The sequence below is a fragment of the Planococcus sp. TJ-201 genome (genome assembly GCF_058268495.1).
In genome coordinates this window covers 449,256-463,480 of the sequence record NZ_JBZDOG010000001.1, presented here as the reverse complement: position 1 = coordinate 463,480, position 14,225 = coordinate 449,256, and the positions used below count along the sequence as shown (strand labels likewise).

The following is a 14,225-nucleotide window of genomic DNA, read 5'->3' as shown; positions in this document are numbered from 1 at the left end:
AAGAGGAAACGAATATGTCAATTCGAACAGTAGTAAAGCACCCGAACGAAGTATTGGAGAAAAAATGTTTGCCCGTCACGACTTTTGATAAGAACTTAGCGGTTCTTTTGGACGATATGCATGACACAATGGTTGAATCAGATGGCGTCGGCATTGCCGCGCCCCAAGTGGGGGTTGCTGTCCGTGCAGCCATCGTCGATTTCCGGGAAGGCCAAGATCCGATTGAACTGATCAATCCGGAATTGGTGCTTTTTGAAGGCGCTGAAACCGATATTGAAGGCTGCTTGAGCTTCCCTGGAATTTTTGGTGAAGTGGAGCGCTGGGACCACATCAAGATCAAAGCGCAAGAACGCGACGGTTCCTGGTATGAATTGGAAGCGGAAGGCTACGAAGCCCGCGCCATTCAACATGAAATGGATCATTTGGACGGCATCTTGTTTACCAGCAAAATCACGAAATATGTGACGCAGGAAGAATTGGACGAAATGATCCGCCAGCAGGAAGAAGAGGAGGAACAGGTTTGACCAAAATTGTATTTATGGGAACACCTGCCTTTTCGGCACCAATCTTGCGCATGCTTGTCGAAGAAGGCTATAACGTCATTTCCGTTGTGACGCAGCCAGACCGCCCAGTGGGCCGCAAAAAAATACTGACGCCGACGCCGGTCAAAGAAGAGGCGATGCGCCTCGGCTTGCCAGTGTACCAGCCGGAAAAACTGAAAAACCCGGAAGAGCTTCAGCACGTCCTTGATTTGGAAGCCGATTTGATTGTCACGGCAGCTTTTGGACAAATTTTGCCAAGTGAAGTACTGGAATCACCTAAACTGGGCGCCATCAACGTCCACGCTTCGCTCTTGCCGGATTACCGTGGAGGCGCACCGATCCATCAAGCCATTATCGATGGCAAAACGGAAACGGGTGTCACCATTATGTATATGGTGGACCGGTTGGATGCAGGGGATATCATCTCGCAAGTCACGGTGCCGATCGAAGAGCAAGACCACACCGGCAGCATGTTTGAGAAATTGAGCATTGCTGGACGCGACCTTTTGAAAACAACTTTGCCTCTTATTATTGCAGGTACGAACGAACGCATGCCACAAGACGAAGAGGCTGTTACTTATGCTCGAAATATCTCGCGTGAACAAGAACGCATTGATTGGTCAAAGCCAGCCGCCGCAATTTACAATCAAGTGCGCGGGTTGCATCCGTGGCCTGTTGCGTACACGACGTTCAACGGCGCCAATATGAAAGTTTGGTGGACCGAAAAAACTTCGTCGAATGCCAAGGGCAAGTCCGGCCAAGTGGTCGGACTGACGGATGATTCGATTTTGGTGCAGACCGGCGATGGCGTTTTGGCCATCACCGAACTGCAGCCATCCGGCAAAAAGCGCATGACCGCAAAAGAGTATTTAAAAGGACCTAAAATCCAGGCAGGAGATTTATTCGAATGAAAAACAAAAAACTTCAAGGCAATGTCCGCGATGCCGCATTCTCCATTTTGTGGGCAGTGGAAAACAAACAAGCTTATAGCAACCTCTTGCTTCACCAAACGATTGAAAGCTATGGCATCGCAGCAAAAAATAGAGGCTTGTTGACAGAAATCACCTACGGCACATTGCAGCATCAAATGACGCTGGATTATTATTTAGAACCTTATTTGAAAGGCAAAATCGAGCCATGGGTTAAAACCTTGCTGAGATTGTCGCTGTATCAGATCGTCTACCTGGACCGGATTCCCGCGCATGCAGTTGTTCACGAAGCGGTAGAAATCGCTAAGCGCCGCGGCCACGGAGGAGTAGCTTCTGTCGTCAACGGCGTATTGCGTTCCGTTCAGCGAAATGGGGTACGCTCTTTTAACACAATCAGCGATCCATATGAAAAAATCTCCATTGAAACCAGCCATCCGATCTGGATGATCAAACGATGGGCAGAACAGTTTGGCTTGGAAAAAACACGTGAAATGGCGTTGGAAAACAACAAGACGCCGTCACAGACAGTACGCGTCAACACAGCCCGGGCAACAGTTGAAGAAGTCATTGAAATGCTCGAGTCCGAAGAGCTGGAAGCTGTACCAAGTAAATTGATTCCTGAATGTTTGATTGTCACAAATGGCCAGCCTGCAAGAACAGCAACGTTTGAAAAAGGTTTTATTACCATTCAAGACGAGAGCTCGATGCTTCCTGCCTATGCACTGCAAGTCGAGCCGGAAATGACGGTACTGGACATGTGCGCAGCACCAGGTGGAAAAACCACGCACATTGCTGAAAAAATGAACAATAGCGGAACTTTGTATGCGCTTGATTTGCATCAGCATAAAGTCAAGTTGATTGATGAAACAGCGAAGCGGCTTGGTCATACAGTTATTGAAACGGTAGTTGGAGACGGCAAGCAAAGCGTCGAACGCTTTGGTGAAGAGAAATTTGACCGCATTCTAGTGGATGCGCCTTGCAGCGGACTGGGTGTTATCAAGCGAAAGCCCGACATTAAATACACCAAAAAAGAAGAGGATTTCGCCCGCTTGCAGGAAATTCAAATTGAATTGTTAGACCAAGCCGCTCGTTTACTGAAGCAAGATGGCATTTTGGTCTACAGCACCTGTACAGTGGATGCTGTCGAAAACCGCGGCACAGCAGAGCGGTTCCTCAAAGAACATCCAGAGATGGAGAAAATTCAAGCCGCATTGCCGCAAGCGATGGGCATTAAACATACAGGTTTTGTCCAAGTATTTCCGCAGGATTATGGAAGCGACGGCTTTTTCATCGCTGCTTTTAGAAAATCCGAAAAGACCGCAACAGTTTGATGCAGGCAAAGACGAGAATCGGGGTGTCATGATTTGTTCCAATACGTAGTAGAAAGTGATACAGGCAAAATCCGTGAAGTGAACGAAGATAGCGTAGCTGTTTTAAAGCGTCCAGACGGACTGATTCTGGCCCTCGTAGCAGATGGAATGGGCGGCCATAAAGCTGGGGATGTTGCCAGCAAAATGACCACCGATCAGCTGAGCCGCTATTTTTTGGAAGACGGGGAAGAGGCCTTTTCAACACTCGACAATAAGAAAAAATGGCTTTCTGATCGTGTTCAGCTGATCAACCGGTCAGTATACGACCATTCCATGGCACATTTGGAATGCAAAGGGATGGGCACTACCTTAATCGCGGCATTGCTTGAAGGCGATGAAGGTGTTTTATGCCATATCGGCGATAGCCGTGCATACCTGATAAACGAGAGCATCGAACAGATTACACGCGATCATTCCTACGTCAATGTGCTGGTGGACAGCGGAGAAATCAGCCAGGAAGAAGCGGAAGAGCATCCAAAGAAAAACTGGATCGTCCGTGCGCTTGGCACTGAAGCCGATATCGAAAGAGAGTTGATCCACTTTTCAATTGCGGGTTCTTCTTATCTGCTGATTTGTTCAGATGGCTTAAGCAATAAAATTCCGAAAGAAGAACTCGCTTCCATCGTTCGCGCCACTGCCCCTTTGTCTCAAAAAGGTCAGGAGCTGGTAACCTTGGCCAACGATCGTGGAGGAGAAGACAATATTTCATTCGTTCTTCTGTCCTCTATGGATGAGGAGGTGTAACCATGCTGATTGGCAAAAGCATCAATGGCCGCTACAAGATCAAGAAGTTGATTGGCGGCGGCGGAATGTCCAATGTGTATTTGGCGCATGACATGATTTTGGATCGGGATATCGCCATCAAAATTTTGCGCTACGACTTTTCTAATGAGGAAGAGCTGCGCAGGCGCTTTCAACGAGAAGCATTGTCTACGACCAGTCTGGCGCATCCGAACATTGTCAATATCTTTGATGTGGGCGAAGACGGATCTGTGCATTATTTGGTCATGGAATACGTGGCAGGAAAAACCTTAAAGGATTACATAATCGAACATTCACCGGTATCTCCTGAACGAGCGGTTGAGATTATGAAACAATTGGCATCGGCTTTGGCTCATGCCCACCACAATCAAATTGTTCACCGTGACATCAAACCGCAAAACATTTTGATGGATCCGGAAGGCAATGTGAAAATATCCGATTTTGGCATTGCGATGGCATTAAGCGCAACATCTTATACCCAAACCAACTCGGTACTTGGAACCGTCCATTACTTATCGCCTGAACAAGCACGCGGCGGGATGGCCAATAAAAAATCCGATATTTATTCCCTTGGCATTGTTATGTACGAATTGATTACAGGAAAGTTGCCGTTTTCAGGTGAATCAGCGGTATCGATTGCCTTAAAACATCTGCAGACAGAAACACCTTCTTTGCGTGAAACCGTTCCCGATTTGCCGCAAAGCCTGGAGAATGTTGTGTTAAAAGCGACGGCCAAAAACATTCAGCACCGCTACCAGTCTGCTGATGAAATGGAGGCAGACCTAGAGACGGTGTTATTGCCGGAACGGTTGAATGAACCCAAATTCGTGGTGCCAGTTGACCAGGATGAAACACGTGCTATGCCGGCTATCAAAGATGCGGCTGCATACACGAGCGCTGCAGAGACAAAAACCATGCCATTGCCCCTGAACAAGGAGAAAAAAGAAACGAAAAAAACTCCTGAAAAAAAGAAAAAGAAGTGGCCATGGATTCTGGGCATACTGGCATTTTTGCTGATTGGCGGACTGATTCTCGCAATTGCATTTCCAGGTCTGTTCGAACCGAGGCAAATTGCTGTACCGGATGTTTCGGAAATGGAGCACAACGAAGCGCTTGAAGAGCTTCAGGCAGCTGGTTTTGTGGCAGGTGAAGAAACTGAAGAATACTCGGAGCAGGTCGAGGCAGACCATATTATCCGGACCATTCCGGAAGCTGGGAAAATGAGGGACCGTGAAACGGAAATTCAACTATTTGTCAGTCTAGGTAAGGAAATGGCTGAGATGGATGATTTTGTCGGGAGCACGATTGAAGAAGCAACAGAAGCATTAGCAGAAGAGAATTTTGCTTCGGTGACGCCAACTGAAGAGTTTTCTGAAGAACCGGTTGGTACGATTCTCAGCCAGGAACCGTTAGCTGGAGAAAATGTGATTATCAGTGAAACGGATGTAGAATTTATCGTCAGTAAAGGTGAAGATCTGCGCGAAGTAGAAGATTTGGCTGGCTTTACAGAAGAAAATCTCAACGATTATGCTCGCTCTTCTGGTTTTAATATCCGCATTGTTTCAGAACAGGCGTCCGATGAAGTCGAGTCCGGCAAGGTCTTGTCTCAAACCCCTGCTGCAGGAGAACAGCTTGTAGCTGGCAGTACTATTGAAGTCACTTTGTCAGCTGGCGTTGCAGAGCAGCCGATGAAGACGTATATTCATACGGTAGAAATTCCGTATGAACCTGCAGAACCTGCTGCAGAAGGTGAAGAACCTGTTGAACAGACAGTCCAAGTCTACATTCAGGATGATTCCCGGACAATGGTCGATCCGACTGAGGAGTTTACAATTACTGAAGATCGGTCTCAGCGTATCGAACTGCAAATTGCAGAAGGTGAAAGTGCATCCTATCGCATAGTCCGTGATTCCACAATTATACTGGAAGAAACTTTTGAGTACTCAAACGTAGAATAAACAATGACAGAAGGAGTGAAAAGATGCCGAAAGGTCAAATCAGAAAAGCGTTGAGTGGATTTTATTATGTACTGGATGAAGATGGCAAGCGCTATATCCAGTGCCGCGGGCGTGGAGTTTTCCGCAATCGCCAAATAACGCCGCTGGTTGGCGATTATGTCGATTACAAAGCAGATAATGATCTGGAAGGAACAATTCTGCATGTCTACGAACGCAAAAACGAATTGGTGCGTCCACCGATTACCAATGTGGACCAGGCAATTCTTGTGTTTTCAGCCAAGCAGCCGGACTTTCACCCCTTACTACTGGATCGTTTTTTAACCGCCATCGAATCCAACTCGATTCAACCGATCATTTGCCTGACGAAAATGGATCTGTTAAAAGAATCGGAAAAAGAAAAAATTCAACACTTTATTGCGGATTATGAAAAAATCGGCTATGAAGTGATTCCAACCTACATTGACGATCCTGCTTTAAAAGATCGTTTGATGCCTGTGCTTGAAGGCAAAATCAGCGTTTTGGCAGGGCAGTCTGGTGTTGGGAAATCAACATTGCTGAATACTATCTTGCCATCACTGGAGTTAAAGACAGACGATATTTCCAAAGCGCTGAACCGAGGCAAGCATACGACGCGGCATGTTGAACTGATCGCCGTCAACAACGGACTGCTGGCGGACACGCCAGGATTTAGTTCGTTTGATTTCGAGACCATGGAACGCGAAGAGTTGTCCGCGTGTTTCCCAGAATTTGCTGCGCGTTCCAACGCCTGTAAATTCCGAGAATGCCTGCACATGAACGAACCTAAATGTGCCATTAAAGCGGCCGTTGAGGCAAAAGAAATACCAGATTATCGCTACAAAAACTATTTGAAGTTTTTGGAAGAAATCATGAGCCGAAAGCCGAGGTATTCAAATGATTAAAATTGCACCGTCTATTCTTGCAGCAGATTTTGCAAAGCTTGGAGAAGAAGTGTTAGAAGTGGAAAAAGCAGGGGCTGATTGGATTCATGTAGATATTATGGACGGCCATTTCGTTCCGAATATTTCCTTTGGACCGATTGTCTTGAATGCAATCCGGCCCTTGACCAAATTGCCAATGGATGTCCATTTGATGATCGAGAATCCAGATCAGTACATTGAAGAATTTGCCAAAGCAGGCGCTGATTACATTACTGTGCATGTAGAAGCTTGTCCACACCTTCATCGTACCATTCAGTTAATCAGATCATTTGGCGTCAAGCCGGGTGTTGTCTTGAATCCACATACGCCGATCGAAACCATCCAGCACATATTGGAAGATATCGATTTGGTATTATTCATGACGGTCAATCCTGGATTTGGCGGTCAGAAATTTATTCATTCCGTGGTGCCGAAAGTCAAACAGCTTGCTGGCATCATCAAAGAAAAAGGGCTGTCCATTGAAATTGAAATTGATGGAGGCATTAACGAAGAAACGATCGTTGCATGTGCAGAAGCAGGAGCGACAGTCTTTGTCGCCGGTTCAGCCATCTACAGCAAACAAGATCGGGCGCAAGCTCTTCAGGCAATCAGGAAAGCGGGAGAAGAGGCGATTTCGTGAACGTCATTTTAATCGCAGGAGGCCCGGCAGGCGAACTGCCGGATTTCTCTCACTTTCCGGAAGCTTTGTATATTGGCATTGATGCCGGAACGCTGGTATTGCTTGAAAAGGGCATTCAGCCTGCCGCCGCTGTGGGGGACTTTGATTCGGTGACAGAAGAGGATTATAAGAAAATTCGTGCAGCATTGCCTGGCTTGGAACGTTCGCCATCTGAAAAAGACCAGTCTGATACGGAGTTGGGGCTTGAGAGAGCAATGGCGCATCGGCCCAATCTGGTCATACTCACCGGTGTCACAGGCGGAAGACTGGACCACTACATGAGTGCTTTGCACACCATGTTCACGTATCAGCAAAACTTTCCAGCAACAGGCTTCCTGTTACTGAATAGCCAAAATCGGATCCGTTTTTTAAAGCCTGGTACGCATCAACTGGTTAAGGATGAACAGTACCGCTATGTATCGTTTTACCCGTTTGCGGAAGAAATCAGCGGCTTAACGCTGACTGGCTTTAAATACCCCGTAACAAATGAAGCTGTTCCATTCGGCACGACCCGGTTCATCAGCAACGAGCTAATGGGCCGAGGAAGTGTGACAATCCAAAGCGGCTATTGCCTGATGGTGGAAAGCTCGGATGCATAAAGTTTTAGAAAATCAAACAGGCAGCGAAAGGGAGATCCTTTTCGCTGCCTGTTTTAATTGTTGCGGAGTAAAGCTGTTTAGGCTTTAACCAGTTTTCATGAAAGAGCGAGCGTTAAAAATAGCTTACACAACGAAAAAATGCCAGGCTGATTAGATCAGCACCGGCATTATCGATGAGCGATTATACGCGCTCAACTTTTCCTGATTTCATTGCTCTTGCAGAAACCCATACACGTTTCGGTTTACCGTCTACAAGGATGCGAACTTTTTGAAGGTTTGCTCCCCATGTACGTTTTGACGAATTCATTGCGTGCGAACGGGCATTTCCGGCGCGAGCTTTACGTCCACTAACTGCACATACTTTAGGCATGTAAGTCCCTCCTCACAAGTGAAGCTGAAAATTATGATAGAATTTCAGTTCGTTTTTCGTTTCACATACTTTAATAATTTACCACAGACATATCACGTTTGCAACTAAATTTAGAGGTCTTTAAAGAAAAAAACCTTTACACCCCAAAACGGTTGCTTTTCTTCTATAAGCCTTTAAGGTAGAATGATAAGAGTGAAATAGGACTCGAGGAGGAATTTCAATGTCGATTGAATTAAAGAACGAATACGGTCAAATCGATATTTCCAATGATGTAATTGCCCAAATAGCAGGCGGTGCAGCCATTGAATGTTACGGCATTGTAGGTATGGCAACAAAACATCAAATACGTGACGGCTTAACAGATATACTTCGCAAAGAAAATTTTGCTAAAGGAGTTCTTGTGCGTCAGGAAGATGATGATTTGGTTGTGGATATGTATGTCATCATCAGCTATGGAACAAAAATTTCCGAAGTGGCTTATCAGGTCCAGTCCAAAGTAAAATACACGATTAACAAAACATTAGGCATGTCAGTAAAAGCGGTAAATATTTTTGTCCAAGGAGTTCGTGTAACGAACCCGTAGGAGGAGGAAGAGTCAGTTATGAAGTCATTAAATGGAGTAAAGTTCGCGGAAATGGTAGAGATGGGATCTCATCACCTTTTTCAAAATGCGGATTATGTTGATGCATTAAATGTTTTCCCGGTGCCGGATGGCGATACGGGAACGAATATGAATTTATCGATGACTTCTGGAGCAAAAGAAACAACAGCTCAGGCAGAAGAGCATATCGGTAAAACAGCGAGTGCTTTATCGAAAGGGCTATTGATGGGCGCGCGCGGAAATTCCGGTGTTATTCTTTCACAGCTTTTCCGGGGCTTTGGCAAATACATTGCATCAGAATCGGAATTGACAGCGCTTAAGTTTGCGGAAGCACTTCAGCACGGTGTTGAAACAGCTTACAAGGCCGTTATGAAACCAGTAGAAGGAACGATTTTGACCGTTGCAAAAGATGCGGCGGCTAAAGGCATGGAAGTTTCAAAAACTGAAAAAGATATTATTGTTTGGTTTGAAGCTGTTGTCACGGAAGCTCAAGCTTCTTTGGAACGGACACCAGACTTATTGCCTGTCTTGAAAGAAGTAGGCGTTGTCGACAGCGGTGGACAAGGTCTCGTTTACGTTTACGAGGGATTCCTGGCTTCGCTGAAAGGCGAAGAATTGCCTGCAAAACACGCACATAACACAATGACCGATCTTGTCAGCGCTGAGCACCATAAAAATATTGCCAGCTTTATGGATACGGCTGATATTGAGTTTGGCTATTGCACCGAATTCATGGTGAAGTTTGAAAAAGACAAAAAAGAGTTTAACGAGGCTTTGTTCCGTTCTGATTTGAGTACTTACGGCGATTCGCTATTGGTCATCTCAGATGATGAAATTGCGAAAATCCATATCCATTCGGAAGATCCGGGAAAAGTACTTACATACGGTCAGGAGTACGGAAGCTTGATCAGCATGAAAATAGAAAATATGCGCCAGCAGCACATTGATATTGTAGGCGAAGATTTCCAGAAAAATGCGCCAAAACAGGAAACTGTACATCCTTATGCCGTAGTGACAGTGGCAATGGGTGAGGGAATTGCAGAGTTGCTCCGCAGCATCGGTGCTTCTTACGTCATTGAAGGCGGACAAACAATGAACCCGTCGACAGAAGACATTGTCAACGCGGTGAAATCAATTGGCGCCGAACGCGTGCTAATTTTGCCAAACAACAAAAACATCATCATGGCAGCCGAACAGGCAGCTGAACTGTTGGATATTGAAGCGGCAGTCGTTCCGACAAAAGATGTGCCTCAAGGTATGTCGGCATTGCTTGCCTTTAATCCAAGTGCTTCTTTGGAAGACAATCAGTCAGCGATGGCGAATGCATCCAAACACGTGAAATCAGGATCTGTGACATTTGCGGTTCGTGACACATCGATTGATGGCGTAACCATCAAGAAAGACGATTTCATGGGCATTTCTGAAGGGAAGATTATTGTTTCTGATAGCAGTTTAGATGCAGTTACAGAAGAGCTGGCTAAAAAACTGGTCGACAGCGAAGCTGAAATCGTTACGATCCTTTTCGGAGAAGACGTGACCGCGGCAGATGCTGAAAAACTGGGTAAGTTTATCGAATCGCTGAATAGTGAAGTTGAAGTTGAAATCCACAATGGCAAACAGCCTTTGTATCCATATATAATCGCCGTCGAATAGGAAGTTTATTTCACTCAGGAAGAGGATAGTAAACCGGAGCGCATACGGATGTATGCGCTTTTTTTATTTTTGTTTAATATGCCAAAGTCATGTAAACTAAAGCTATATACAACCGAAAGTGAGGGGTTTGAGCCATGAAGTTCAAATCTGTTTTTGATATAATTGGTCCGGTCATGATTGGGCCATCTTCTTCGCATACTGCGGGAGCAGCCCGCATCGGAAGAGTGGCGAGGGATTTGTTTGGCAGACAGCCGCAATGGGCAAAGGTCCATCTCTATGGATCGTTTGCCGAAACTTATAAAGGGCACAGTACGGATGTGGCCATTATTGGTGGGTTATTAGATTATGACACCTTTGACGAACGCATCAAAACCTCGTTTGAAGAAGCAGAAAAAGCAGGAATGTCTTATGAATTTATTCCGGAGACAGGCCATGTCGATCATCCAAATACAGCACGTATCGTCATTGGAGACCAAGAATCTGAAATGTCGATGATGGGCATCTCGATTGGCGGCGGCAAAATTGAAATTACAGAGTTGAATGGCTTTCCGCTTCGTTTATCGGGGAACCACCCAGCGATTTTAGTTGTCCATGAAGACCGTTCAGGCTGCATCGCGAATGTTGCGAACTGCTTGTACAAATACGATATTAATATTGGCCACATGGAAGTATCCCGAAAAGAACGCGGACATATGGCATTGATGGTCATCGAAGTAGATCAAAATGTGGACAAAGAAGTGATGGACGAATTGAAAAACCTTCCGAATATCACGCAGGTGACAAGAATCGCCGATTAAATTGGAGGCTATAACAATGGAACCTTTATTCCGTAACGTAAGAGAATTAGTTGAACGGGCTGAGAAAGAGCAGAAATTAGTTTCCGAAATTATGATCGAGCAGGAAATGCTTATGACGGACCGTTCACGTGAAGATATTATGATTCAGATGGACCGCAATTTGACAGTCATGGAAGAAGCCGTAGAAAAAGGGTTGAAAGGCGTTCATTCCGTATCGGGCCTAACTGGCGGTGATGCTGTGCTGTTGCAAGCTTACCGTGAAAAAGGCAATACCTTGTCAGGCGATTTATTGCTTGACGCAGTCAGCAAAGCAGTAGCGACCAACGAAGTTAACGCAGCAATGGGTACCATTTGTGCGACGCCGACCGCAGGATCTGCAGGGGTCGTACCGGGCACATTGTTCGCGGTGAAAAATAAACTGAATCCGACACGGGAGCAAATGATTCGTTATTTATTTACGGCAGGCGCTTTTGGATTTGTTGTAGCCAATAACGCCTCGATTTCAGGCGCAGCAGGCGGTTGCCAGGCCGAGGTTGGATCGGCAGCTGGAATGGCGTCAGCGGCTATTATCGAAATGGCTGGTGGAACCCCACAACAAAGTTCGGAAGCTTTCGCAATCACGATGAAAAATATGCTTGGCTTGGTCTGCGATCCAGTGGCGGGATTAGTGGAAGTGCCTTGCGTAAAGCGCAATGCGATGGGAGCGGCCAATGCCGTAGTGGCTGCAGATATGGCATTAGCTGGTGTCACGAGCCGCATTCCATGCGACGAAGTCATCGGTGCGATGTTTGAAATTGGCCAATCCATGCCGAGTGCGCTAAGAGAAACCGCAAAAGGCGGACTTGCCGCAACTCCTACCGGGAAATGGCTGGAGTCAAAAATTTTCGGTGGAGCAGTTGTTGGCAGTGGGCAGTAAAGATCTAGTCGCCACGTTAAAAGGGGTAGGCAAGCAAGCGACTGAAACCCTTCAAGAAATGAAAATTGAAACCATACAGGACCTGATCATGACATTTCCGTATCGCCATGAAGATTTTCAATTGAAGGACCTGGCGGATACGCCCCATAATGAGCGTGTTACTGTGGAGGGAAGGGTCGAAAGTGAGCCTTCCGTCCTTTTTTTAGGCAAGAAAAAATCGCGGACCCAAGTGCAGGTGCTGGTGGGCCGCCATTTAGTCAAAGCCATTTTCTTTAATCAGCCTTATGTTAAGGCGAAATTGCATTTGGGCGAAATCATTACCTTAACAGGAAAATGGGACCGCGGGCGGCAGGTCATCACGGTATCAAACCATTCGATTGGTCCACGGACAGATGGAGCCGACTTTGAGCCTATCTACAGCCTGAAAGGCAGCATCCATCAAAAAACGTTTCGCAAGCTGATGAGGCAGGCGCTTGATTTGGCAAAAGATGAGATGGAAGACTGTCTGCCAAAAAGTCTGGTTGGTGCATACCAATTGGCCCCGATTCAGGATGCCTTGGAATGGGTTCACTTTCCTCCAGACGGTGAGGCCGTCAAGCAGGCACGCCGGCGATTTGTCTACGAAGAATTATTGGTTTTTCAATTGAAGATGCAGGCGCTGCGCAAAAAGAACCGCGAAGAAGAAGGCGGCTCGTTTATTGATTATGACTTGGAGCGCTTAAAAGAATTTATTGAGAGCCTGCCTTTTGATTTGACGGCTGCGCAAAAGCGGGTGGTCAATGAAATTTGCAAGGACATGAAAGAACCGTTCCGCATGAATCGCCTGCTGCAAGGAGATGTGGGTTCCGGCAAAACGGTCGTGTCGGCAATTGCGCTTTATGCAGCCCATACGGCTGGATTGCAGGGTGCGTTAATGGCGCCGACCGAGATTTTGGCGGAGCAGCATGCCAATACACTGGAGCAGTGGTTCCGTCCGTTTTCCATGAATATCGCTCTGTTAACCGGTTCAGTTAAAGGCAAAAAACGCCAATTGATCCTGCAGCAGCTTGCTGCTGGAGAAATTGATATTTTAATTGGTACGCATGCGTTGATTCAGCCCGAAGTGAAATTCCATAAACTTGGGCTCGTTATCACAGACGAACAGCATCGCTTTGGGGTGGACCAGCGGCGTGTGTTGAAAGACAAAGGGTACAATCCGGATGTGCTGTTTATGACGGCCACGCCGATTCCAAGGACGCTTGCGATTTCGGCTTTTGGGGAAATGGACGTATCGGTCATTGACGAAATGCCTGTGGGCCGAAAAGAAATTGAAACCTATTGGATGAAAAAAGACATGTTTGGCAAAATCGTCGGCCGGATGGAAAAAGAACTGTCCGCCGGACGCCAAGCCTACGTTATTTGCCCGCTGATTGAAGAGTCGGATAAACTTGATTACCAAAACGCAGTGGACTTGTTTCAACAGCTGTCCATGTATTTCAAAGATCGCTTTACAGTCGGCTTGATGCATGGCCGTTTGCATTCAGAGGAAAAAGAGCAAACAATGCGCGAGTTTACAGAAGGTAAAGTCGACGTGTTGGTATCGACGACTGTAGTAGAGGTAGGAGTCAATGTACCGAATGCTTCGTTCATGCTTATCTATGATGCAGAGCGTTTCGGCTTGTCTCAGCTGCACCAATTGCGGGGACGCGTCGGCCGCGGCAGTGAACAATCGTATTGCGTCCTTCTGGCAGATCCGAAAACAGAGATTGGCAAAGAGCGCATGGCGACGATGACCGAAACCAACGATGGCTTTGTACTGGCAGAAAAAGATCTGCAGCTGAGAGGGCCAGGTGACTTTTTTGGACGTAAGCAAAGCGGCATCCCAGAATTTAAAATGGCTGACTTGGTCCACGATTATCGGGCGCTTGAGACGGCCAGAAAAGACGCGGAAAAGCTGATTAGCAGCGACGAGTTTTGGCATGCGGATGACATGCGTTGCCTGCGCCAGCAAATCGAAGAGTCGGGTATATTATCAGGCGGCAGACTGGATTAAGAATGCGGGGGCATGATTTTCCTTGCATTCTTTTTTTGTTATTTATATACTCATATTAGTACCAAGTGCTAATAGCGGG

Annotated in this window: 14 protein-coding genes; 13 read left to right on the top strand and 1 reads right to left on the bottom strand. The window is 46.4% G+C overall.

All coding sequences use genetic code 11. From position 1 onward, the window contains the following. Positions 1-14: 14 nt before the first annotated feature. From def to AC4EG4_RS02520, 8 genes are read left to right on the top strand one after another with little or no spacing between them, the layout of a single operon-like run. Positions 15-524: a peptide deformylase gene (gene def / locus AC4EG4_RS02555; protein WP_490977871.1), complete on the top strand. Its 510-nt coding sequence runs from the start codon at positions 15-17 to the stop codon at positions 522-524. After that, positions 521-1,453, top strand: coding sequence for a methionyl-tRNA formyltransferase (gene fmt / locus AC4EG4_RS02550; protein WP_490986851.1), 933 nt, complete (start codon positions 521-523; stop codon positions 1,451-1,453). Before def ends, fmt begins: the two co-directional genes overlap by 4 nt. Then, entirely contained in the window at positions 1,450-2,802 is a 1,353-nt protein-coding gene (gene rsmB / locus AC4EG4_RS02545; RefSeq protein WP_490977873.1) for a 16S rRNA (cytosine(967)-C(5))-methyltransferase RsmB, read from the top strand. The genes fmt and rsmB overlap by 4 nt, the downstream gene beginning before the upstream one ends. Before the next feature lie 33 nt (positions 2,803-2,835). After that, entirely contained in the window at positions 2,836-3,585 is a 750-nt protein-coding gene (locus AC4EG4_RS02540) for a Stp1/IreP family PP2C-type Ser/Thr phosphatase (RefSeq protein WP_490986850.1), read from the top strand. A 2-nt stretch (positions 3,586-3,587) separates the two neighbouring features. Then, positions 3,588-5,561, top strand: coding sequence for a Stk1 family PASTA domain-containing Ser/Thr kinase (pknB, locus tag AC4EG4_RS02535; protein ID WP_490977875.1), 1,974 nt, complete (start codon positions 3,588-3,590; stop codon positions 5,559-5,561). A 23-nt stretch (positions 5,562-5,584) separates the two neighbouring features. Next, positions 5,585-6,481, top strand: coding sequence for a ribosome small subunit-dependent GTPase A (rsgA, locus tag AC4EG4_RS02530; RefSeq protein WP_490977876.1), 897 nt, complete (start codon positions 5,585-5,587; stop codon positions 6,479-6,481). Further along, a complete protein-coding gene (gene rpe / locus AC4EG4_RS02525; RefSeq protein WP_490986849.1) occupies positions 6,474-7,139 on the top strand; it encodes a ribulose-phosphate 3-epimerase in 666 nt (221 codons plus the stop codon). Before rsgA ends, rpe begins: the two co-directional genes overlap by 8 nt. Further along, complete coding sequence (locus AC4EG4_RS02520) at positions 7,136-7,777, top strand: thiamine diphosphokinase (RefSeq protein WP_490986848.1); 642 nt, start codon at positions 7,136-7,138, stop codon at positions 7,775-7,777. The genes rpe and AC4EG4_RS02520 overlap by 4 nt, the downstream gene beginning before the upstream one ends. A 181-nt stretch (positions 7,778-7,958) precedes the next feature. Here the strand turns inward: AC4EG4_RS02520 and rpmB are convergent, their stop codons facing one another. Then, positions 7,959-8,147: a 50S ribosomal protein L28 gene (gene rpmB / locus AC4EG4_RS02515; protein ID WP_490977879.1), complete on the bottom strand. Its 189-nt coding sequence runs from the start codon at positions 8,145-8,147 to the stop codon at positions 7,959-7,961. Between the two features lie 220 nt (positions 8,148-8,367). Between rpmB and AC4EG4_RS02510 the strand changes: the two genes are divergently transcribed. The 5 genes from AC4EG4_RS02510 (at position 8,368) to recG (ending at position 14,146) form a co-directional block, all read left to right on the top strand. Continuing rightward, complete coding sequence (locus AC4EG4_RS02510; protein ID WP_142826588.1) at positions 8,368-8,730, top strand: Asp23/Gls24 family envelope stress response protein; 363 nt, start codon at positions 8,368-8,370, stop codon at positions 8,728-8,730. Between the two features lie 18 nt (positions 8,731-8,748). Beyond that, positions 8,749-10,401, top strand: coding sequence for a DAK2 domain-containing protein (locus tag AC4EG4_RS02505; RefSeq protein WP_490986847.1), 1,653 nt, complete (start codon positions 8,749-8,751; stop codon positions 10,399-10,401). Positions 10,402-10,535: 134 nt separating this feature from the next. Beyond that, positions 10,536-11,198 (top strand): L-serine ammonia-lyase, iron-sulfur-dependent subunit beta, encoded by a 663-nt coding sequence (gene sdaAB, locus AC4EG4_RS02500; protein ID WP_490977881.1) that lies wholly within the window; start codon positions 10,536-10,538, stop codon positions 11,196-11,198. A 16-nt stretch (positions 11,199-11,214) separates the two neighbouring features. Next, positions 11,215-12,114, top strand: coding sequence for an L-serine ammonia-lyase, iron-sulfur-dependent, subunit alpha (gene sdaAA, locus AC4EG4_RS02495; RefSeq protein WP_490977882.1), 900 nt, complete (start codon positions 11,215-11,217; stop codon positions 12,112-12,114). Beyond that, positions 12,104-14,146 carry an ATP-dependent DNA helicase RecG gene (gene recG, locus AC4EG4_RS02490; RefSeq protein WP_490977934.1) on the top strand — a complete coding sequence of 681 codons (2,043 nt, stop codon included), beginning with the start codon at positions 12,104-12,106 and terminating at the stop codon, positions 14,144-14,146. Before sdaAA ends, recG begins: the two co-directional genes overlap by 11 nt. Positions 14,147-14,225 lie beyond the last annotated feature (79 nt).